The following is a 21,475-nucleotide window of genomic DNA, read 5'->3' as shown; positions in this document are numbered from 1 at the left end:
GGCGTCGCTCGTAGGATTGAGTCGACGATGGTAGCAACAGGGTTTCTCCGGCGAGCCGGGTCGGCGTGAAAGGACGGTTCTTTCGAGCGGGCGGCCTGTGCCGCAAGCGCGGAAAGGCTCGTCTTTGAACGCCACGTTGGCTGCCGGGGAAAGCCGTCAGGAAGAAAAAGGAGTAAGAGACTTGCCTACTATCAATCAGTTGGTCCGCAAGGGCCGCAAGAAGTCGGTCGAGAAGAAGAAGACGCCGGCCCTCAAAGGCAACCCGCAGAAGCGCGGCGTGTGCACACGCGTGTTCACGACTACGCCCAAGAAGCCGAACTCGGCTCTGCGCAAGGTGTGCCGCGTGCGCCTCGTCAATGGCATGGAGGTTACGGCCTACATCCCGGGTATCGGCCACAACCTCCAGGAGCACTCCATGGTGCTCTTGCGCGGCGGCCGCGTGAGGGACCTCCCGGGTGTGCGCTACAAGGTTATCCGCGCCGCGCTCGACTGCGCCGCCGTCGACAACCGCAAGCAGGCCCGCAGCCGTTACGGCGCCAAGCGCCCCAAGTAAGCAACCGATAAGACGCGCGGGCCGCGAAACCGCTTTCGCCCAAGAGGGGCGCGTGCGGGGCCTAATGGACGGAACGAAAGCCGTCTCGAAGCGCGCAGGAATAAGAAGGAGAACACATGCCGCGTCGTGCAGCAGCCATCCGCCGCGAAGTGCAGCCGGATGCAAAGTACAACAACCGTCTTGTCACGCAGCTGATCAACAAGATCCTGCTTGACGGCAAGAAGTCCCTTGCCGAGGGCATCGTCTACGGTGCATTCGACATCATCGAGGCGAAGACGACTCAGGATCCCCTGTCCGTCTTCAAGAAGGCCATGGACAACGTTCGCCCCACGCTCGAGGTCAAGCCCAAGCGCGTCGGTGGCGCCACCTACCAGGTGCCGATGGAGGTCAACTCCCGCCGCGCCACCACGCTCGCCATCCGCTGGATCGTCGACTTCTCGCGCAAGCGCAAGGAGCACACGATGAAGGAGCGCCTCGCCGCCGAGATCATGGATGCTGCCGAGAACACGGGCGCATCGGTGAAGAAGCGCGAGGATCTGTACAAGATGGCCGAGTCGAACCGTGCGTTCTCGCACTACCGCTTCTAAGGAGGATTCGACTCATGGCAAAACTGGAACTGAAGGATACGCGCAACATCGGCATCATGGCCCACATCGACGCGGGCAAGACGACGACGACCGAGCGCATCCTGTATTACACCGGCAAGACGCACAAGATTGGCGAGGTGCACGACGGTGCCGCGACGATGGACTGGATGGTGCAGGAGCAGGAGCGCGGCGTGACCATCACCGCTGCCGCCACCACATGCTTCTGGAAGTACCCCGGCGGAGCCGAGGACGGCAAGGAGTACCGTTTTCAGATCATCGACACCCCGGGCCACGTGGACTTCACGGCCGAGGTGGAGCGCTCTCTGCGCGTGCTCGACGGTGCTGTCGCCGTATTCGACGCCGTGGCCGGCGTGCAGCCGCAGTCCGAGACCGTGTGGCGCCAGGCGAGCAAGTACGGTGTCCCCCGCATCGCCTATATCAACAAGTACGACCGCGTGGGCGCTGACTTCTTCCACGCCATCGATACCATGAAGGAGCGCCTGGGCGCGCCGGCTGTCGCCGCGCAGATGCCCATGGGGGCCGAGGACAACTTCTGGGGCGTCATCGATCTCGTCACCATGACCGCGTGGGACTTCAAGGCCGACGACAAGGGCATGACCTACCCCGAGCCCATGGACGCCATCCCCGCCGAGTTCGCCGAGGAGGCCGAGCTGCGCCATCAGGAGCTGCTCGAGGCTGCCGCCGACTGCGACGACGCCCTCATGGAGAAAGTGCTCATGGAGGAAGAGGTGACGGTCGACGAGCTGAAGGCCGCCATCCGCAAAGGCACCATCGCCTGCCAGATCCATCCCGTATTCGTGGGCTCGTCCTACAAGAATAAGGGCGTGCAGGAACTGCTCGACGCCGTGGTCGACTACATGCCGTCGCCGATCGACATCCCCGCCATCAAGGGCTCGAATCCCGACACGGGAGAGGACGACGAGCGCCGCGCCGACTTCAAGGAGCCGTTCAGCGCGCTGGCCTTCAAGATCATGACCGACCCGTTCGTGGGTAAGCTCACCTATCTGCGCGTGTACTCGGGCCAGCTCGACTCCGGCTCGTACGTCATGAACGCGTCAAAGGACAAGAAGGAGCGCATCGGCCGCCTGTTGCAGATGCACTCGAACCAGCGCGTCGACATCGACGGCTGCGCGGCCGGCGATATCGTTGCCGTCGTGGGCTTGAAGGATACGTCCACGGGCGACACGCTGTGCGACGCCGACAAGCCGATCATCCTCGAGTCCATGGAATTCGCCGAGCCGGTCATCGACATCGCCGTCGAGCCCAAGACGAAGGCCGAGCAGGACAAGATGGGCGTTGCGCTGCAGAAGCTGGCCGAGGAGGATCCGACGTTCCGCGTGTCCACCAACCAGGAGACCGGCCAGACCATCATCGCCGGCATGGGCGAGCTGCACCTCGAGATCATCGTCGACCGTCTGCTGCGCGAGTTCAAAGTCGAGGCGAACGTCGGCAAGCCGCAGGTTGCCTACCGTGAGACGGCGACGAAGGAAGTTGACAACGTCGAAGGTAAGTTCGTGCGCCAGTCTGGCGGTCGTGGTCAGTACGGCCATGCGGTCATCAACCTCGTTCCGCAGGAGCCGGGCAAGGGCTACGAGTTCGAGAACAAGATCGTCGGCGGCGTTGTGCCCAAGGAGTACATCACACCCATCGACAAGGGCATCCAGGAGGCGTTGAACTCCGGTGTGCTCGCCGGCTATCCGGTCGTCGACATCAAGGTCGAGCTCGTCGATGGCTCCTATCATGAGGTCGACTCGTCAGAGGCTGCGTTCAAGGTGGCCGGTTCTATGGCTGTCAAGAACGCGCTCAAGAAGGCGACGCCGGTCATTCTCGAGCCGATGATGGCCGTTGAGGTTGAGACGCCCGAGGAATACATGGGCGACGTCATGGGCAACCTCTCAAGCCGTCGCGGCCAGATCCAGGGCATGGGCGATCGCGGCAACGCCAAGACCATCAAGGCGAAGGTTCCGCTGTCCGAGATGTTCGGCTACGCCACCGACCTGCGTTCGACAACGCAGGGCCGCGCTTCGTACACGATGCAGTTCGACTCGTACGAGGCTGTGCCGAAGAACGTGGCAGAGGAAATTATCAGCAAGGCCGGCGGCAACGCCTAGGCGTGCGCGCGAGATATTCGGAGGAAACGAAAGTGGCTAATCAAAAGATTCGCATCCGCTTGAAGGGGTACGATCATGAGATCGTGGACCAGTCCACGAAACTCATCGTCGATACCGCGCAGAAGACGGGTGCCAAAGTGTCCGGTCCCATTCCGCTGCCGACGGAGCGCAACCTGTACTGCGTCGTCAAGGGGCCGCACGTCGACAAGGATTCGCGCGAGCAGTTCGAGATGCGCACACACAAGCGCCTCATCGACATTCTCGAGCCCACCCCGAACACGGTGGACTCTCTGATGCGCCTCGATCTCCCTGCCGGCGTCGACATCGAGATCAAGCTGTAAAGGGGGATGTGCGACATGATCAACGCCATCTATGGTAAAAAAATCGGTATGACCCAGATCTTCAGCGAGGACGATCGCGCCATTCCCGTGACGGTGATCCAGGCCGAGCCGAACAAGGTCTGCCAGGTCAAGACGAAGGATAGCGACGGTTACGAGGCTGTGCAGCTGGGCTTCGGCACTATCAAAGAGAAGAAGGTCAATAAGCCCATGAAGGGCCACTTCGAGAAGCAGGGCACGTCTCCCACGCGCTATCTGCGCGAGGTGCGCGTCGAGAACGCCGGCGAGTACCACGTGGGCGATGAGCAGACGGTGGCCGCCTTCGCCGAGACGAAGAAAGTCGATGTCACGGGTACGTCGAAGGGCAAGGGTTTTGCCGGCGTCATGAAGCGCTACGGCTTCCGCGGCGGCCCGGGCGGCCATGGCTCTCATTTCCATCGCGCGCCGGGTTCGGTCGGCCAGTGCGCCACGCCTTCCCGCGTGTTCAAGGGGCTCAAGCTCCCGGGTCATATGGGATGCGACACCGTGACCGTGAAGAACCTCGAGGTCGTGCGCATCGACGAGGATCAGAACCTCATTCTCGTCAAGGGCGCCGTCCCTGGTGCTAAGAACGGCGTCGTCCGCGTCCGCATGGCGTAACACCTGAACCGTAAAAGGAGCTTTTTCATCATGACGACTATCGATATCAAAAACGCGAGCGGGAAGAAGGCCGGCACGGCCGAGCTTGCCCCCTCCGTGTTCGGCATCGAACCGAACATGCACGTCATGCACCAGGTGGTGCGCTCGCAGCGCGCCGCGTGGCGGCAGGGCACGAGCAACACGCTCACGCGCGGCCAGGTGAGGGGCGGCGGCAAGAAGCCGTGGCGCCAGAAGGGCACCGGTCGCGCCCGTCAGGGCACTATTCGCGCGCCCCAGTGGGCCGGCGGCGGCACCGTGTTCGGCCCGCATCCGCGTTCCTACGCGTTCCATGTGAACAAGAAAGAGGTCAAGCTGGCCATGCGCTCCGCGCTGTCCGCCAAGCTGGCCGACGGCGAGCTCTACGTAGTGGAGAACTTCAGCTTCGAGAAGCCGCGCACGAAAGATGCCGTCGCCGTGCTGAAGGCGCTCGAGCTGGAGGGCCGCACGACCATCGTCATACCTGACGACGATGTGAACGCTTACCTGTCGTTCCGCAACATCCCGAAGGTGAATGTCATTCCCGTGTCGGAGTCGAACACCTACGAATTCATCGATAACAAGGCGCTCGTCTTCACCGCCGACGCCCTCAAGCGCATCGAGGAGGTGCTCGCATAATGAAGGATCCCCGCGAGGTCATCATCCGTCCCATCATCACGGAGCATAGCTACGACATGATGGAGGACAACACCTACACCTTCGAGGTTGCCAAGGACTCCAACAAGGTTGAGATTCGCCAGGCCGTCGAAGCCATCTTCGATGTAACCGTGGTGAAGGTGAACACGCTCAACGTGAAGCCGAAGCCCAAGCGCGTTCGCTACAATCTGGGTAAGACCCGCACTTGGAAGAAGGCCATGGTCACGCTGAAAGAAGGCGATACGATCGAGCTCTTCGCTTCGTAGAGCAGGCTACATCAACGAAAGTGCTTCAAGGCCCTCGCCATGCGCGAGGGCCTTTTTCGTATGCTCCTTTTTCATACCACCCAAAGGGGTGATATTCGATTTGACCCGTTTGGGGAATGGTGTTCGCTTGCGCTTCGCATATATCGTGAGCAAAGGCCGGAAGAGGCTGGAACGAACGAAGAAGAGGGGAGCGGAAACCATGTACGTTGATCCAAGTAAAGGAATTCGATCCGCATCAGTCGGCGGAGTGACGCGGCGGAGCTTCTTGACAGGGGCGGCGCTGGCGGGTGCAGGGCTGGCAGCCGGTTTGACCGGATGCGCACCAGCGCAATCTGCGACCGGTGCAGACGGAACAGATGCGAGTGCATCGACCGACGCGATGAATGCCGATGCGTACTTCGGAAAATGGGGCTTTGAAATTCCTGACGAGCCCATTGCCGAGGCGGACATCGCCGAGACCATCGAGGCGGAGATCGTCGTGGTGGGCGCAGGCACCGGCGGACTTGCTGCGGCCAACGCCGCCGTCGAGGAGGGTGCGAACGTCGTGCTTCTCAGCGCCAGCAGCAAGCCTATCAGCCGTGGCGGCTCAAACCATGCCGCATACTCGAAGGCGATGGAGGCTGCGGGCATTCCGCGCAATGACCCTGCGTTTTATGAAAAAGAGCTTCAGGCCAACGGTGCGCGTGTCGATGCCCGCAAGTGGTACAAGTTCTTCAATCATTCCGAAGAGGTGATGAACTGGCTCATCGACATTATGGAGGGGCGCGGCTACACCACGGGCATCGAAAGCTCTATCCCAACACTCGATAACGAGAGCGGCTCGATATTCTATCTGCCCGGCGCGCACGGTTGGTACGACGATGAGCACCCCGGCATGGGCATGAACCAAACGCTCGTTGTGAACGAACTTGCCCGTCGCTTCGAAGAGCTGTCCGGCTCCTCCATCTACTACAAAAACATCGCGCGCCAGCTTGTGCGCGGCGGGGAGCCCAATGGTGCCGAAGGCCGTGTAAATGCCGTCATCGCCGAGCGTGAAGACGGCACCTTCGCTCGGTTTACAGCAAGCAAAGCAGTGGTTCTGGCAACGGGCGACTTCTCCACCAACCGCGATATGATGGCCAAGTACGCACCGCAGGCTTTGCGGTATATCACGCCCGAGGAGTTCGAGAGCGTCGATTACGATAAGGAGCTATTCTATGGTGGGCTGTATCCCGGCGACGGCCAGAAAATGGGGTTGTGGGTAGGCGCGGCGTGGCAGAAGGCTTGGCCGTGCTGCCCGAATGGCGGCGGCGTGAAGGCTGGGCCGATGGATGGCGTTCTGCCCTTCACCGGGCTTACCGTCAACCGCGACGGTAAACGCTACTGCAACGAGTACGGCATGCTCGGCACGCTCCCCTTCACCACCGAAATGGGATGTCCGGGTGGTGTATCCTACGCCATTTGGGACATGAATTACGCTGAACAGTATCCGCTGCCTTGGATCAACGGAAGTCTTCCCTATGGGACGCCGAACGAACTGAGCATCGAGGAGACGGTCGCCTCGTGGGAGGCGATGGTCGAGAGCAAGGCTTTTGTGAAGGCCGATACGCTCGAGGAACTGATCGAGCTCATGGAATTGCCCGCCTCGACGCTCGACACCGTCAAGGCGTACAACGCCGACTGCAAAGCAGGTACAGATCTCGCATTCCATAAGGATCCTTCGCTCATGATTCCCGTCGAGAAGGGTCCGTTTTACGGCTCGGTCAGCGACACAAGCTTCTTCCTCACGGTGCTCGGCGGTCTGCGCACCGACGATGAGATGCGCGTGTGCGACGAGGACGACAACCCGATCGAAGGCCTCTACAACGTGGGCAGCATGGCGGGCGACATGTTCTATGCGCAGTACACTTACATGATCCCCGGTTTCACCTACGGCAGCAACCTTACGTTAAGCTATCTGGCAGGCAAGTTCATCGTGGAGAACGAATAGCCTGTACTCGCCCGGGTGCAGTCGCTCCTCCCTCCGGCGACCGCACCCGCGGCGGCAAATGTCCGATCGGGTATACTGGGCGGTACGGAGGAGGGATGATGCAGAACAGCGAAGGGCCGCTCGCGGCTCCGTTTAAACTGAGCTCGTTCGAACAATTTCGCGCGATGCTGTCAAGCCATCGCAGCCTTGCCGCCTCGCTCTCTTTGTTCAACGCATGGATTTTCGCGATGAGCTGGAGCGGGGTACTTGACGCGCCTTTTGGCCCCCTTGCGAACGGCCTGGCGGTGAACGGCTTTTGGCTTATATCGCTTATCGTATGCACGCTTGTGCTCGCGGCGTTCTTCCTCGTTTCGCGCCTTCGACGCGGGCCGGGCCGCGGTGGGCTGATTGCAAGTGCTTGCTGCATGACAGCGAGCGTCGTGCTCATCGGCGTCGCAGGGCTCTCCCCGGAGGCTGCGCCGGTCTTGCCGCTTGTCGGCGCGATTTCCTCGGGGGTCGGCACAGGGATGATGACCGCGTTCTGGGGGTCGCTCATCACTCGCTACGATTCCGGCGTCGTTCTGCACTTTGTTGCGTTCTCGCTGCTCGCGAGCGCTCTGACGACTGCGCTCATAGCACTCGCACCGCCGCCTGCGGCGCTTGCGTGCATGATGGCCATTCCGTTCGCGGCGGCGTTCTCGTTTTATCGGGCGCTGTACCAGGATGGCGAAGGGTTGCAGGGCGCTTCCGAAGAGACGCCTTACGCGCCGTCGGACGATCCGGCTTCGGTGGGCGCGTCCAGCAGTGAGCGCGAGCGGCGCGTCTCGCCGCTCGCCGTATTCATGGGACTCGTCGTGGTGCTCGGAGCCTCGGCGGGGTTGCTCCGCAGCCTCATGGGCGCAGATGCGTTGGCGGCGCAGAGCGCGGGGGTGTTCGGCATCGCCACCGCCTGCGCCGCGGCCATGCTGCTTCTATCCAAAGTGCCGGGCGACGGAGAGTCGTTCGCGCTGTTCTATCGTGCGATTGGGTTCATCGCTGCGGCTTTTGTCGTGATGGCGCTCGCCGTCCAGCAGACACCGTGGCGAGCGACGTTCGCGCTCGCCATCCATACTATGGGGTTCATGTACTTCTTCGGTCTGCTGTGGGTGTTCTGCGTCATCTACACGCGACGCTGTAACGACGTTGCCCGCGTGTTCATCGGCGGTTTTCTGGCCAGCCAGGCAGGCCAGATCTTCGGAGCTGCAGCGGGCAACTGGTTCCATGCGGCTCTTGATCCGCAGTCTATTGTGGCATCGGCGTCGAATGCGATGATCTACCTGCTGCTGTTCGCCAGTATCGTGCTCATGGCGCGCTTGAGCACGGAATCGAGGCCCCGTCAAACCATGACGAACGACGGCTCCATGGCGAGAGCCTGCACGCTGGCTTCGGCACGCTTTGCCCTCACGCCGCGCGAGTCCGAGATCCTCGTCTACCTCGTCAAAGGATACGATCGCGGCTTCATTGCCCAGAGCCTTTCGGTATCCACCGAAACGGTAAAGTCACACACACGCCACATCTATGAAAAGCTGGACGCGCATACCCGCTTGGAGCTGTTCAACACTGTTGCACGCTGTCTTGAGGAATAGCCGCCGCTTTTGCAGACCGCGAACAGGTATGATTCCGTTACTGGTGCTTGCGGGATTGTTCGTGTATCGTAAGGTCATCGGGATTGTCGTCTGAAAGGAAGGAGGCGGCTCGTGGCGTTCGTGGAGTTTCGCGACGTGCGCAAGGTGTACCGCATGGGCGAGGTCGAGGTGGCCGCCGTCGACGGCATGACGTTTGACATCGAGCGCGGCGAGCTCGTCGTGGTCGTCGGGCCGTCGGGCGCTGGCAAGACGACACTCTTGAACATGCTCGGCGGCATGGACTCCTGCTCGTCGGGCTCCATCGTGCTCGACGGCCGCAACGTCAGCGCGTTCGGCAGCAAAGAACTCACCTTCTATCGCCGCTACGACATCGGTTTTGTCTTCCAATTCTACAACCTCGTGCAGAACCTCACGGCGCTCGAGAACGTGGAGCTTGCCAGCCAGATCTGCAAGGACCCGCTCGATGCGGCATCCGTGCTGCGGCAGGTGGGCCTGGGGCATCGCCTCGGCAACTTCCCGGCGCAGCTCTCCGGCGGCGAGCAGCAGCGGGTGGCCATCGCGCGAGCGCTGGCGAAGAACCCGAAGCTCCTTTTGTGCGACGAGCCCACCGGCGCGCTCGACTACCAGACGGGCAAGGCCATACTCAAGCTTTTACAGGACACGTGCTACGACACCGGCAAGACGGTGGTGCTCATCACGCACAATGCCGCATTCACGGCCATTGCCGACCGCGTCATCCACATCCGTGAAGGGCGCGTGGCGAGCGTCGACGTGAACGACGCGCCTGCTTCCGCCGAAACGCTCGAGTGGTGACAGAGGGTCTGTGAGCGGCGCGTTCAACAAAGAGCTTCTCCGTTCGATCACCCATTCGCTCGGGCGCTTTTTAGCTATCGCGGCCATCGTCGCGCTCGGCACCGGGTTCTACGCCGGTCTGCGCATGACCGCTCCCGACATGAAAACCGCGGCCGACGAATTCTACGATGGCACCGCGCTCATGGACGTACGGGTGCTCTCGACGCTCGGTCTCACCGAGGACGACATCGCGGCGCTGCGCGATGTCGAGGGCGTTCAGGCCGTCATGCCCGCCTACGAGACCGATGTCATGGCCACCATTGGGGGCGAGCAGTACGCAACGCGCGTGCACTCGTTGCCCGACGCAGCGCGCTCGTCTGACGCTTCCGACGGTGTCCATGCGCGCTCGGATGATCCCGAGTACCTGAATCGCCCCATTCTCATGGAGGGGTCATGGCCCCGACGAACGGGGGAGTGCGTGCTCTCGGCCGACCTCGTGGCGGCGCAGAATGCACGCGTAGGCGACGTCGTGCGTATCTCTCAGGAAGCCGAGGGCATGGAGAACGCCCTGGTGGTGGACGAGTACACAGTCGTAGGCTTCGTGAGCGCGCCGTACTACGCCACGTCCTCGAGCCTGGGATCAACCTCGCTCGGCAGCGGATCAATCACGCAATACATGTATGTGCCTGAAAGCGACTTCTCATCGGATCTGCCGTTCACCGAGGCGTTTCTCACCGTAGTGGGCGCCGCGGACGAAAGTTCCGGCAGCGCAGCTTACGACGAGCGGGTGACGCAGGTGACCGATCGCATCGAGGCCATTGCGCCCGAGCGCGAAAAGGACCGCGCAGAAGGTCTGCGGGCCGACGCCCAAACCGAACTGGATGATGCGCGCGCCGACTACGAACGGCAGAGGGCCGACGCCGAAACGCAGTTGGCCGAGGCGAAACGGCAGCTTGACGACGCAAAGGCTCGGCTCGACGGTGCGGCAGGCGTCATAGCCGAGAACGAACGAACGCTCTCCGAAGCGCAGGCGCGCTATGACGACGGAAAAGCCGAGCTTGAGCGCCAGCGCGCGAGTGCCGACGAGCAGCTTGCAGACGCGGCAGCACGGCTGGCGGCCAGCCGGGCCGAACTCGACGCGAACCGTGCCACCATCGAGGCGCTCGAGCAGGCGCTTCCCGGCATGCAGTCCCAATGGCAGCAGGGAAGCGATGATCTGGCTCGAAAAACAGCCGCATGGCGGCAGGGCTCGGATGCGGTAGATGCGGGCATCGCGCAGGCGCGTCAGGGAATTGAGCAGATCGACGCGGGCATCGCCGAAGCGCAGGCCAATCTCGATGCGCTGCCAGCGCAGATAGACGCCGTGCAAGAGCAGATTGCGACCATGGAGGCGCTGCCGCCCGATCAGCAGGATCCGGATGCTCTCGAGAAGCTCCGCCAACAGCTCGTTGCGCTTCAAACCGCTCAAGGGCAGTTGCCTGCGACCATCGCCGACCTCGAGCAGCAGCGCTCCGAGGCCCAGGCGACGCTCAAGGATTTGAACGCCCAGCGCGAGCAGCTCGATCGGACGTACCGGGAGCAGATCGTCCCGGCCGGGCAGCAGCTTGCAGACGCCCAAGCTCAGATAGAGCAAGCGCAGGATGCTGTTGCTCGCTTCAGGGCCGGGGAGGATCAGACGGCCGAAGGGCAGGCCCAATACGAGGCCAGCAAGCAGGAGGCCGACGCGCAGCTGACAGCCGCTCAGCGACAGCTCGACGATGCGGCTGCGCAGCTGGCGAGCGGGCGCGAGCGGCTAGCGCAGGGCAAGGCCGACTACGAGCGCGGCTTGAATGACTACGAGAGCGGCCTTGCCGAATACGAGGCGCAGAAGAAGGATGCCGAAGAGCGGCTCTCTGATGCGAAGCGCCAGCTTGACGACGCGCAACGCCAAATCGACGACATCGACGATGCCGTCTGGTACGTCATGGACCGCACCGCCAACTACGGCGTGGCCAGCTTCGATGCCGATGCCGACCGCGTGGACAGCATCGCGCAGGTGTTCCCGTTCATCTTCTTCCTTGTGGCGGCGCTCGTAGCACTCACCACTATGACTCGCATGGTTGAGGAGGAGCGCCAGCTCATCGGCACGTTCAAAGCACTCGGCTACAGCCGCTGGCGCATCGCTTCGAAGTATCTCGCCTATGCGGCCGCCGCCAGCGTCGCAGGCAGCATCGTCGGCATCGGCGTTCTCTCGCAGGTGCTGCCCGCCGTCATCATGAAGGCTTACGGCATTATCTACTTCGTGCCCGCCCAGCCGCTGCCGCTGCCCATCGACTGGCCCCTTGCCGCGCTCGCCGGCGGCCTCGGCGTGGGCGTGACGCTCATCGCCACGGCCGCAGCCGCAGCCGCGACGCTGCGCGAGCGTCCTGCTACACTCATGCTGCCGCGTGCGCCGAAGGCAGGCAAACGCATCCTGCTCGAGCGTGTGGGGCCGGTATGGCGGCGCCTTTCGTTTTCATGGAAGGTGACGTTCCGCAATCTGTTCCGCTACAAGAAGCGCTTCGTCATGACCGTCATCGGCATTGCGGGTTGCACGGCGCTCCTGCTCACAGGGCTCGGGCTTTCCGACGCTATCAATGACATTATCGACAACCAGTTTGGCACCATCACGAAGTACAACGCCATGATCTCGGTGGAGGAGGATATTCCACGTGCCTCCCGGGACCAGCTCGACGACCTGCTGGACGATTCGCGCTATGTGAGCTCGCACATGCGGGCTGAGCGTTCGAACATGCTGGCGAGCGGCCCTGACGATGCCGACGTGCCCGTCCAGGTGGTCGTGCCGGAGGAACCCTCGCGCTTGGACGAGTTTGTCCTCATGCGCACGCGCGTGGGCCATGAGCCCCTTGAGCTGGGAAATGCCGGCGTCGTTTTGAGCGAGAAGCTGGCCGATCAGCTGGGCGTCGCGGCGGGCGAAGACGTGCAGCTCACCGAGCAGGACGCCATCGGCAACGCCACGGGGTCGCCACACGCCGTCGAGGCGACCGGCGTCATGGAGAACTACATCTACAACTACGTGTTCGTCGGACCCGACCGCTACGACGAACTCATGGGCGAACGGCCCTCGTTCACGACGATCTTGGCCGTCACCACCACCGATTCCGATGCACGCGCCGAGCTCACCGAGAAGCTCGGCGCCATCGAGGGAGTGAAGACGGTCGCCTACAACGATGAAACAATCGAAGCCTACCGCGACATGCTCTCGAGCGTGAACATGATCGTGGTGGTGCTTGTGGTGGCCGCCGCCTCGCTCGCGTTCATCGTGCTGTACAACCTCACGAACATCAATATCACCGAACGGGTGCGCGAAATCGCCACGCTCAAGGTGCTCGGCTTCACGCCTCGCGAAGTAAACGCCTATATCTACCGCGAGACGTTCCTGCTGGCGGCCATCGGCTGCGCGGTCGGACTTGTGCTGGGCGTGTGGATGGAGAGCTTCGTCGTGGTCACCGCCGAGGTCAACCAGGTGATGTTCGGCCGCGAGATTCATGTTGCAAGCTTCGTGATCGCGTTTGCGCTCACCATGCTGTTCACCGTGCTCGTCATGCTGGCGATGCGGGGCAAGCTGCGCCGTATCGACATGGTGGAGAGCCTCAAGTCGAACGAATAGCTTTTGGCGAAGGGTTCTGGCAGCGGAGGGCGTGATGCATGCAACCATGTTCGCACGACCGGTCCGCTGGGCTGTTCGGCTCGTGTAGGCCCTGCGACGGACCTTCCGCCGTTTCCATGCTCAAGATTGAGCACGCTTGGCGGCATGGGAGAGGATTCGGGTCCTGGCGGGTTATTCGATGGTGCGGAACGACGCGGAGTGCGGCGTGGCTTCGGTGCGCTACAATAGCTCATCGACGATTGGAGACGAGATAGGGGATCTTTCATGAAAGTGACCGAGAAGAAGGTCGACGGCGGGTTCATTCTGCTGGAGGCGATCGCATCGACTGCAGAGGTCGCCCATGCGCTCACGATGGCGCAGTATGGTTTCGCCCAGCAGATGGGGCTGCAGCCTGCTGCTGGCAAGACGGTCGCGCAGCTTGCTGAAGAGCAGCTGGGCATCAAGGATCTTGATGCGCTCGTGCAGCAGCAGGCTGCCGAATATCTCGTACCTTTCGCTATCGACAAGCGCAACATCATCCCGGCCTATCCCCCCAAGCCGCAGGCGCAGACTCCGCTCAAGCGCGGTCAGACATTCTCATTCGAGCTTCGCGTGGCTCCGAAGCCTGATTACGAGCTCACGTCGTACGAGCCTGTGACCGTCACCGTGCCGCCCTTCACGTTGGACGAAGGCGAGGTGGACGCGCAGCTCGAGCAGTTGGCGGACAGCTTTGCGAAGTTCGAAGCCGATGAGCCGCGCCCTGTCGAAGAAGGCGACAGCTTCCTGTTGGCGCTGGAGGCCTTCCAGGATGGCGAGAAGATGGACAACCTGTCCACCGAAGGACGCACCTACATCACGGGCATGAGCTTCATGCCTCCGAGCTTCGAGTCGCAGCTGATCGGAATGAACGTGGGAGAGTCGAAATCGTTTTCCTTCGAGATGCCCGGCGGCGAGAAAGCGCCCGTCATCGATTGTACGGTCACGATCAGGGAGATGCAGAAAAAGGTCGTGCCCGTCATTGACGACGAATGGGTTTCGCAGAACATGCCCATGTATCGCGGTGCCGAGGCGCTGCGCAGCAGCGTAGAGGAGCGTCTCGGCACCGAACGTCGCGCCCAATATGAGAACTACAAGCTGCAGGCTGCCGCCGCTGAGCTGGCAAAGCGGTTCAAGGGTCGCATCGACGACGCGGTGTACGAGTCGACGCAGCAAAACCTCGTGGCAAACATGCGCGCGCAGCTCGCCCAACAGGGCATTCCATTCGAGCAATTCATACAAAGTCAAGGAGGCGAGCAACAGTTCGGCATGCTTATGATGCTGCAGACGCGTGCAACGCTCGCGCAGGGGTACGCCCTTGATGCGCTGTTCCGTCACGAGGGCATGACGCTCGACGATGCGGATCTCGACGAAGCGGCTCGTGCCATGAATCCCCAGAATCCTGCCGCCGCGCGTCGCGAGATGGAGGAGAGCGGGCGCAGCTTCGCGCTGCGGGAGCTCGCGCAGCGCATGAAAGCCAACGCTTGGCTGCTCTCGCATGCTGAGGTGGTCGTCAAGGATCCGGAGGACTCCGCCGTGAACGCGAGTGCGAAGGGGAGAAGGCGCAGGCCGGGAAGGATGATCCGAAGACCGAAGAGCATGCGAAGAAGGTCGATCCGAAAGCCGACGAGAAGGAAGAGAAGGAGAACGCCGAGTAGGCCGGGTACGGTTGCGTCGAAGAGGAGGGCGCGAACGGGGCGTTCTCTTCTCGTGCTCGCTGTTTCTCGGGGCGGAGAGCGTCGTTTTTTGAGGAACGGCGCTCTTCTCGGAGCCGGTAACGGGCTAATTGTTGACAACCGGACGAATCTTGTGCGCGGATTCGAGTTTGATTCGTGATAATAAGATGCAGGGAAGATCGCCGACAAAGCCGCGTGTCGCAGACCGTCGGCTGGTTGAACGACCGAGCCTGATCGGCACGTTCGATCGTGGTTTCGCTCGCGCGACGCGAAGGTCAGGCGAGCCTTGCGTTGTCGAAGAGAGGATATCGTATGGACGGAAGCGATAGGGAAGGCGCTGAGGGAACCGACGAGGTCAGAATGATCGCGGGTGGTCTCGCGTCGGGCGGTTTTGCACGGCTGCCGGCTACGGCCAAGAGCATGCGCACGGACGATGGCCGAGTTCTCGTCTCGCTCAACGATGCGTCTGACATTGTGAACATAGCTCGCTTCTTGCGGGATTACCGCGGTCCGGGTTTGAACGAGGCTTTAGGCGCAGATGCCATGAGGGGCCTTGCGGCACTGCTTGATCCGAACCAGGAGGTTCCGCCCGAGCAGGCCGCTGCCGCGCGCGATATCCTGGGATCCATCGCCGCAGGAACGCTTTCCGGCGCTGCTCCCGGATTGCAGCCCGCCGCCGTCAGCCTTCTAAAACATTTCGCCTGACGCTCATGCTCGTGCCAAGTGCGGGCCTGTTGTCCGCGTCCATGTCGACTGCGCGTCGATAACCTTGACTGCGTCTGCGCTCTCCGTGATCGGGAACCGACCGTGACCGTTGTGCTCAGGTTGTGTCTATGAAAATAGTCCTTGATTACCAGGCGCTTTCTGCGTATAATTCTCGTTTGCGTCTGGTTGTGTATGGACACACCCGGAGGCGTGGATACTCGGAGTCGTGACGTCTCACTCCATTCAAGACGGGGCACGGCGAGCGAGGCCACACAGGTCAGCAGGGTTTTCTGGGGTGCGCAGGGAGTGTGCGTGCGAGCAGAAAACCGAAGAAAGGAAAGACATGGGAGTTAAACAGTACAAGCCGACAAGCCCCGGCCGACGCTTCCAGACGGTCTCGGACTTCGCCGAGATCACGACGGACAAGCCGGAGAAGTCTCTGCTTGCGCCGCTGTCGAACAAGGCCGGCCGCAACAACTACGGCCGCATCACGACGCGCCACCAGGGCGGCGGCAACAAGCGCCGCTATCGCATCATCGACTTCAAGCGCAACAAGGACGGCGTCCCCGCGAAGGTCGCAACCATCGAGTACGACCCGAACCGCTCGGCGCGCATCGCGCTTCTGAACTACGCCGACGGCGAGAAGCGCTACATCCTTCACCCGAAGGGCCTCCGCGTGGGCGACGTTGTCATGAGCGGTCCCGAGGCCGATATCAAGCCGGGCAACGCCATGCAGTTGACGAACATCCCCGTCGGCACGCTCATTCACGCCGTCGAGCTCCAGCCTGGCAAGGGCGCCGCTATCGCCCGCTCCGCCGGTACGAGCATTCAGCTCATGGGCAAGGAAGGCAAGTACGCCATCCTCCGCATGCCGTCCTCCGAGATGCGCCGCGTGCTCGTCACCTGCCGTGCCACCATCGGCGAGGTTGGCAACGCCGAGCATGCCAACATTCGCGTCGGAAAGGCCGGCCGTAATCGCTGGAAGGGCATCCGTCCCACCGTTCGCGGTACGGTCATGAACCCGGTCGATCACCCGCATGGCGGCGGCGAGGGCAAGAACAAGTCCGCCGGTCGCCATCCGGTCACTCCGTGGGGCGTTCCGACGAAGGGCCATCGTACCCGCAATCCGAAGAAGGCTTCGAGCCGCCTGATCATCCGCCGCCGCAAGAAGTAGCGCTAAGCGTTAAGGAGTAATAGTGAGCAGAAGTTTGAAAAAGGGTCCTTTCGTCGAACCGCGCCTTCTTGATCGCATCGAGAAGATGAATGCGGCAGGCGAGAAGAACGTCGTCAAGACCTGGTCGCGCGCAAGCACCATCTTCCCGGAGATGGTGGGCCACACCATCGCCGTCCATGATGGCCGCAAGCACGTGCCGGTATACATTACAGAATCCATGGTCGGCCACAAGCTGGGCGAATTCGCCCCGACCCGCACGTTCAAGGGTCACTCCGCCGACAAGGGCAAGCGATAAGAAGGGGTGAACAATGGAAGCTAAAGCAATAGCACGCTACGTCCGCGTTTCGCCCCGCAAGGCGCGCATCGTGGTCGATCTGATCCGCGGCAAGTCCGTGCCTCAGGCTCGTGAGATCTTGCAGTTCACGAACCGCGGCGCTGCGGAGATCGTGGAGAAGACGCTGAACTCCGCCGTGGCCAACGCTGAGCACCTGCATCACGTGCGCCCGGAGACGCTCGTCGTGAAGACGGCCTTCGCTGATGAAGGCCCCACACTGAAGCGTATCCGTCCGCGCGCCAAGGGTTCCGCGTCGCGCATTCGCAAGCGCACGAGCCACATCACGATCATCGTAGCACCGCGAGAGGAGGCATAAGCGCATGGGTCAGAAGGTTAGCCCTACCGGGTTCCGCCTCGGTATCACCGAGGAATGGCGCAGCCGCTGGTACGCCGATAAGGATTACGCCAAGAACCTGGAAAACGACTTGGCCATCAGGAAGTTTTTGGACAAGCAGCTCGCCCGTGCCGCCGTCTCCAAGGTCGAGATCGAGCGCGCCGGCGACAAGATCAAGATCGTCATCACCACGGCCCGCCCGGGCGTTGTGATCGGCAAGAAGGGCGCTGAGATCGACGCCCTGCGCAAGAAGCTCGACAAGGTGGCCAACGGCCCCGTGTCCATCGAAGTCATCGAGGTCAAGCGCCCCGAACTTGACGCTGCGCTCATCGCTCAGTCCGTTGCGGAACAGCTCGAGGGCCGCGTGGCCTTCCGCCGCGCCATGCGCAAGGCGGTTCAGTCCGCCCGCAAGAGCGGTGCCAAGGGTATCCGCATCCAGTGCTCCGGCCGCTTGGGCGGCGCGGAGATGAGCCGTCGCGAGTGGTACCGCGAGGGCCGCGTGCCGCTGCACACGCTGCGCGCGAAGATTGATTACGGCTTCGCCACCGCCGCCACCACGATGGGTTCCATCGGCGTGCAGGTGTGGGTGTACCACGGCGAGATGCTTCCTGGCCAGAAAGCGCCGCAGCCGGCGCTCGAGGGCAGCTCCCGTCCGAGCCGTTCCCGTCGTAACGACCGCAACGAGAGGGGGCGCAAGTAAATGCTCGTACCTAAGCGCGTCAAGCACCGCAAGGTGCAACGTGGTTCCATGAAGGGCAAGGCCAAAGGCGGAACCCGGCTGAACCACGGCACGTACGGCATCCAGGCCCTTGAGGCACATTGGATCACCAACCGCCAGATCGAGGCGGCCCGTATCGCCATGACCCGTCACATGAAGCGCGGCGGCAAGGTGTGGATCACAATCTTCCCGGATAAGCCGATCACGCAGAAGCCGGCCGAAACCCGCATGGGTTCCGGCAAGGGCAATCCTGAGGCATGGGTCGCGGTCGTCAAGCCCGGCCGCATCATGTTCGAGATCGACGGCGTCGACGAGGAGACCGCCAAGGAGGCCCTGCGTCTCGCCATCAACAAGTTGCCCATCAAGTGCAAGATTGTTTCCAAGGAAACGGAAGGGCAGGAATAAATGAAAGCAGCAGAGATCCGTGAGCTGTCTGCCGACGATTTGCAGGCGAAACTCAAGGAAGCGCGCGCGGAGCTTTTCAACCTGCGCTTCCAGATGGCCACGAGCCAGCTCGACAATACCGCTCGTGTGAAGCAGGTCAAGAAGGACATCGCACGCATCCAGACTGAGATGCGTGCCCGCGAGCTGAGCGCTTAGCTTGACGGTTAGGAAGGTTGAATTTACATGAGTGAAGATCGCAACTCCCGCAAGGTCCGTCAGGGCATCGTCGTGAGCGCTGTCAACGATAAGACCTGCGTCGTGCTCGTCAAGGAGCGCAAGCCGCATCCGGTGTACGGCAAGATGATGACAACGTCCAAGAAGTTCCACGCCCATGACGAGAACAACGAGGCCGGCATCGGCGACACCGTGCAGATCATGGAAACCCGCCCGCTGTCGAAGCTGAAGCGCTGGCGTCTGGTGAAGATCGTCGAGAAGGCCAAGTAGTCCAACGGCAACCCCTTCGGATTACCGAGATGAAAGTTAGGTTGAAGCAATGATTCAGATGCAAACCATGCTCGCAGTGGCCGATAACTCCGGCGCTCGCAAGGTGCAGTGCATCAAGGTCCTGGGCGGCTCCAAGCGCCGCTACGCGGGACTGGGCGATGTCATCATCTGCAGCGTGAAAGAAGCCGCGCCGAACACCAACGTGAAAAAGGGCGATGTCGTCCGTTGCGTGATCGTGCGCGTGAAGAAGGAAGTTCGTCGACCCGACGGCAGCTATATCAAGTTCGATCAGAACGCCTGCGTGCTTATCGACAACTCGGGCGCACCCCGCGGTACGCGTATCTTCGGGCCGGTGGCTCGCGAGCTGCGCGACAAGAAGTACATGAAGATCGTGTCTCTGGCACCGGAAACGCTCTAAGGGGGTGTGCATACATGAATAGCATGAACATCAAGAAGGGCGACAAGGTGAAGGTCCTCTCCGGCAAGGACAAGGGCAAGGAAGGCACGGTTCTGCGCTCGTTCCCGCAGAAGCAGCGCGTTGCGGTCGAGAAGGTCAACATGATTAAGAAGGCTCTGCGTCCGACGCAGCAGAACCCTCAGGGCGGCATCTCCACCATGGAAGCTCCGATCCACGTGTCCAACGTCATGCTCGTGTGCCCCGCGTGCAAGCAGGCCACGCGTGTGAGCAAGCGCGTCAACGACGAAGGCAAGAAAGTTCGCGTCTGCAAGAAGTGCGGAAAAGACATCGATTAGTCCGTTCCGCCGATCTTCGATCGGCGGAACGGATCGACGCTGCGGCGTTTGATCCGCCGGCCTGACGGCCGACGGAACGGGTCGACGCTGCGGCCGGCTGTGGCACCCCGCCTTCGCACGATCACGAAGGCTCGCGTACCGAAGTACGCTTCGTCTTCGCGATCCCGCGAATTCGGGGCACCGCAGCCGCCCTCGCTGACTTTTCGGCGACCAGCGACGGCCAATGCAGTACAATGACCCCTGCTGCTTCGGCGGCGAGGGACGCAGGGTCGGAAATCCTGCGTTTAATTCATCGAAAGGATTGGAAGAACCATGGCTATTCCTCGTTTGAAGGAAATGTACAACACCGAGATCGTGCCGAAGCTCGAGAAGGAGCTGGGTCTCGGCAACGTCAACCAGGTCCCGCGCCTTGAGAAGATTGTTGTGAACATGGGCGTTGGCGCCGCCGCAGCCGATCACAAGCTGCTTGACGCTGCGATGGCGGATATGCGCGTTATCACCGGCCAGCAGCCTTGCATCACGCGCGCTCGCAAGTCGATCGCTGGTTTCCACGTGCGCGAAGGGCAGCCCATCGGCTGCAAGGTCACGCTGCGCGGCGACCGTATGTGGGAGTTCCTCGACCGCTTGCTGGCGACCGCCCTCCCGCGCGTCCGTGACTTCCGCGGTATCTCGCCGAAGAGCTTCGACGGCCGCGGTAACTACACGATGGGCGTGACCGAGCAGCTGATCTTCCCCGAGATCGACTATGATAAGATCGATCGTACGCGCGGCATGGACATCACGTTCGTGACGACGGCGGAAAACAACGATGATGCCTTTGCGCTGCTGGATGCGCTGGGCTTCCCCTTCAAGGACAAGAAGTAAGCGCCGCCTTCGGCGCGGCCTGCGGGTCATCGGTCGACGACCCGCGCTGTGTGCACTCGAGCCCGTGCAAACGAAACGGACGGGTTGGATATGAGAAAGAAGGATTTGCATGGCTAAGAAATCGATGATCGCCAAGGCGAAGCGCGAGCCGAAGTTCTCGACGCGTCAGCACAACCGCTGCACGCGCTGCGGACGTCCTCGCGCCTACTACCGCAAGTTCGGCCTGTGCCGCATCTGCTTGCGCGAGCTGGCCAACAAAGGCGAACTGCCCGGCGTGACCAAGTCTTCGTGGTAAGAACGAACTAGGTACGCCAGGGCGTGCCACGATCCAGGCGGAGGCGTTATGGGCGCCGACGAACCGGATCTGCAGGCTCATCATGGACCAAAGGAGAAAAGAACTATGACCATGACCGACCCCATTGCAGACATGCTTACGCGCGTGCGTAACGCTAACTCTGCCGGCAAGCCGACGGTTGCGATGCCGTCGAGCAAGAAGCTTGTCGAGCTGGCCCGCATCATGCAAGAAGAGGGCTATATCCAGGGATACGACGTCATCGACGGCGAGCCGCGCGCGACGCTCGAGCTCACCCTTAAATACGGTGACAAGAAGGCTAAAACCATCCGCGGCATCAGGCGCATCTCGAAGCCCGGCCTGCGCATCTACGCGGGCAAGGACGAGCTTCCTCGTGTCCTGGGCGGCCTCGGTACCGCCATCATTTCGACGAGCAAAGGCGTCATGACCGACCGCGATGCCCGCAAAATGGGCGTCGGCGGCGAAGTCGTCGCCTACATCTGGTAGGAAAGGGAGGTTTG

25 protein-coding genes are annotated in these 21,475 nt (G+C 61.9%); all 25 read left to right on the top strand.

Annotation, left to right across the window (positions count from 1 at the left end):
* Nucleotides 1-181 precede the first annotated feature (181 nt).
* Entirely contained in the window at nucleotides 182-553 is a 372-nt protein-coding gene (gene rpsL, locus C2L71_RS09890) for a 30S ribosomal protein S12 (RefSeq protein WP_103265600.1), read from the top strand.
* Between the two features lie 116 nt (nucleotides 554-669).
* Nucleotides 670-1,140: a 30S ribosomal protein S7 gene (rpsG, locus tag C2L71_RS09885; protein ID WP_103265599.1), complete on the top strand. Its 471-nt coding sequence runs from the start codon at nucleotides 670-672 to the stop codon at nucleotides 1,138-1,140.
* 14 nt (nucleotides 1,141-1,154) lie between these two features.
* The gene (gene fusA, locus C2L71_RS09880) at nucleotides 1,155-3,272 is read left to right on the top strand and encodes an elongation factor G (RefSeq protein ID WP_103265598.1); all 2,118 of its coding nucleotides are present in this window, start codon (nucleotides 1,155-1,157) and stop codon (nucleotides 3,270-3,272) included.
* Between the two features lie 32 nt (nucleotides 3,273-3,304).
* On the top strand, nucleotides 3,305-3,613 hold the full coding sequence (rpsJ, locus tag C2L71_RS09875) for a 30S ribosomal protein S10 (protein WP_009304899.1): 309 nt from the start codon (nucleotides 3,305-3,307) through the stop codon (nucleotides 3,611-3,613).
* Nucleotides 3,614-3,628: 15 nt separating this feature from the next.
* Nucleotides 3,629-4,249, top strand: coding sequence for a 50S ribosomal protein L3 (gene rplC, locus C2L71_RS09870; RefSeq protein ID WP_103265597.1), 621 nt, complete (start codon nucleotides 3,629-3,631; stop codon nucleotides 4,247-4,249).
* Between the two features lie 30 nt (nucleotides 4,250-4,279).
* On the top strand, nucleotides 4,280-4,903 hold the full coding sequence (gene rplD, locus C2L71_RS09865) for a 50S ribosomal protein L4 (protein WP_103265596.1): 624 nt from the start codon (nucleotides 4,280-4,282) through the stop codon (nucleotides 4,901-4,903).
* Nucleotides 4,903-5,187, top strand: a complete 285-nt coding sequence (gene rplW, locus C2L71_RS09860; RefSeq protein WP_103265595.1) for a 50S ribosomal protein L23 — start codon at nucleotides 4,903-4,905, stop codon at nucleotides 5,185-5,187. The genes rplD and rplW overlap by 1 nt, the downstream gene beginning before the upstream one ends.
* A gap of 379 nt (nucleotides 5,188-5,566) precedes the next feature.
* Complete coding sequence (locus tag C2L71_RS09855; protein WP_157938964.1) at nucleotides 5,567-7,156, top strand: FAD-binding protein; 1,590 nt, start codon at nucleotides 5,567-5,569, stop codon at nucleotides 7,154-7,156.
* Nucleotides 7,157-7,251: 95 nt separating this feature from the next.
* On the top strand, nucleotides 7,252-8,760 hold the full coding sequence (locus tag C2L71_RS09850) for a helix-turn-helix transcriptional regulator (RefSeq protein ID WP_103265593.1): 1,509 nt from the start codon (nucleotides 7,252-7,254) through the stop codon (nucleotides 8,758-8,760).
* Between the two features lie 111 nt (nucleotides 8,761-8,871).
* Nucleotides 8,872-9,573: an ABC transporter ATP-binding protein gene (locus C2L71_RS09845; protein WP_103265592.1), complete on the top strand. Its 702-nt coding sequence runs from the start codon at nucleotides 8,872-8,874 to the stop codon at nucleotides 9,571-9,573.
* Between the two features lie 10 nt (nucleotides 9,574-9,583).
* The gene (locus tag C2L71_RS09840) at nucleotides 9,584-13,201 is read left to right on the top strand and encodes an FtsX-like permease family protein (protein ID WP_103265591.1); all 3,618 of its coding nucleotides are present in this window, start codon (nucleotides 9,584-9,586) and stop codon (nucleotides 13,199-13,201) included.
* 264 nt (nucleotides 13,202-13,465) lie between these two features.
* Nucleotides 13,466-15,052, top strand: coding sequence for a trigger factor (locus C2L71_RS09835; RefSeq protein WP_103265590.1), 1,587 nt, complete (start codon nucleotides 13,466-13,468; stop codon nucleotides 15,050-15,052).
* Nucleotides 15,053-15,204: 152 nt separating this feature from the next.
* Nucleotides 15,205-15,597, top strand: coding sequence for a hypothetical protein (locus C2L71_RS09830; RefSeq protein WP_103265589.1), 393 nt, complete (start codon nucleotides 15,205-15,207; stop codon nucleotides 15,595-15,597).
* A 343-nt stretch (nucleotides 15,598-15,940) separates the two neighbouring features.
* The gene (gene rplB, locus C2L71_RS09825) at nucleotides 15,941-16,771 is read left to right on the top strand and encodes a 50S ribosomal protein L2 (RefSeq protein ID WP_103265588.1); all 831 of its coding nucleotides are present in this window, start codon (nucleotides 15,941-15,943) and stop codon (nucleotides 16,769-16,771) included.
* Nucleotides 16,772-16,793: 22 nt separating this feature from the next.
* Nucleotides 16,794-17,066, top strand: a complete 273-nt coding sequence (gene rpsS, locus C2L71_RS09820) for a 30S ribosomal protein S19 (protein WP_103265587.1) — start codon at nucleotides 16,794-16,796, stop codon at nucleotides 17,064-17,066.
* 13 nt (nucleotides 17,067-17,079) lie between these two features.
* Nucleotides 17,080-17,421, top strand: a complete 342-nt coding sequence (gene rplV, locus C2L71_RS09815; protein WP_103265586.1) for a 50S ribosomal protein L22 — start codon at nucleotides 17,080-17,082, stop codon at nucleotides 17,419-17,421.
* 4 nt (nucleotides 17,422-17,425) lie between these two features.
* Nucleotides 17,426-18,139, top strand: a complete 714-nt coding sequence (rpsC, locus tag C2L71_RS09810; protein ID WP_103265585.1) for a 30S ribosomal protein S3 — start codon at nucleotides 17,426-17,428, stop codon at nucleotides 18,137-18,139.
* Nucleotides 18,140-18,562, top strand: coding sequence for a 50S ribosomal protein L16 (gene rplP / locus C2L71_RS09805; RefSeq protein ID WP_103265584.1), 423 nt, complete (start codon nucleotides 18,140-18,142; stop codon nucleotides 18,560-18,562).
* A complete protein-coding gene (gene rpmC / locus C2L71_RS09800) occupies nucleotides 18,563-18,757 on the top strand; it encodes a 50S ribosomal protein L29 (protein ID WP_009306348.1) in 195 nt (64 codons plus the stop codon).
* Between the two features lie 27 nt (nucleotides 18,758-18,784).
* A complete protein-coding gene (gene rpsQ / locus C2L71_RS09795; protein ID WP_103265583.1) occupies nucleotides 18,785-19,045 on the top strand; it encodes a 30S ribosomal protein S17 in 261 nt (86 codons plus the stop codon).
* Nucleotides 19,046-19,094: 49 nt separating this feature from the next.
* A complete protein-coding gene (rplN, locus tag C2L71_RS09790; RefSeq protein ID WP_103265582.1) occupies nucleotides 19,095-19,463 on the top strand; it encodes a 50S ribosomal protein L14 in 369 nt (122 codons plus the stop codon).
* Nucleotides 19,464-19,477: 14 nt separating this feature from the next.
* Nucleotides 19,478-19,798 carry a 50S ribosomal protein L24 gene (rplX, locus tag C2L71_RS09785; protein WP_103265581.1) on the top strand — a complete coding sequence of 107 codons (321 nt, stop codon included), beginning with the start codon at nucleotides 19,478-19,480 and terminating at the stop codon, nucleotides 19,796-19,798.
* A gap of 312 nt (nucleotides 19,799-20,110) precedes the next feature.
* A complete protein-coding gene (rplE, locus tag C2L71_RS09780) occupies nucleotides 20,111-20,662 on the top strand; it encodes a 50S ribosomal protein L5 (RefSeq protein WP_103265580.1) in 552 nt (183 codons plus the stop codon).
* Nucleotides 20,663-20,771: 109 nt separating this feature from the next.
* Nucleotides 20,772-20,957 (top strand): type Z 30S ribosomal protein S14, encoded by a 186-nt coding sequence (locus C2L71_RS09775; protein WP_103265579.1) that lies wholly within the window; start codon nucleotides 20,772-20,774, stop codon nucleotides 20,955-20,957.
* Nucleotides 20,958-21,062: 105 nt separating this feature from the next.
* Nucleotides 21,063-21,461 carry a 30S ribosomal protein S8 gene (rpsH, locus tag C2L71_RS09770; RefSeq protein ID WP_103265578.1) on the top strand — a complete coding sequence of 133 codons (399 nt, stop codon included), beginning with the start codon at nucleotides 21,063-21,065 and terminating at the stop codon, nucleotides 21,459-21,461.
* Nucleotides 21,462-21,475 lie beyond the last annotated feature (14 nt).

The organism is Enteroscipio rubneri (genome assembly GCF_002899715.1).
GTDB lineage: Bacteria > Actinomycetota > Coriobacteriia > Coriobacteriales > Eggerthellaceae > Enteroscipio > Enteroscipio rubneri.
The sequence above is the reverse complement of the archived record's forward strand: the minus strand, read 5'-3'. Positions and strand labels throughout refer to the sequence as shown.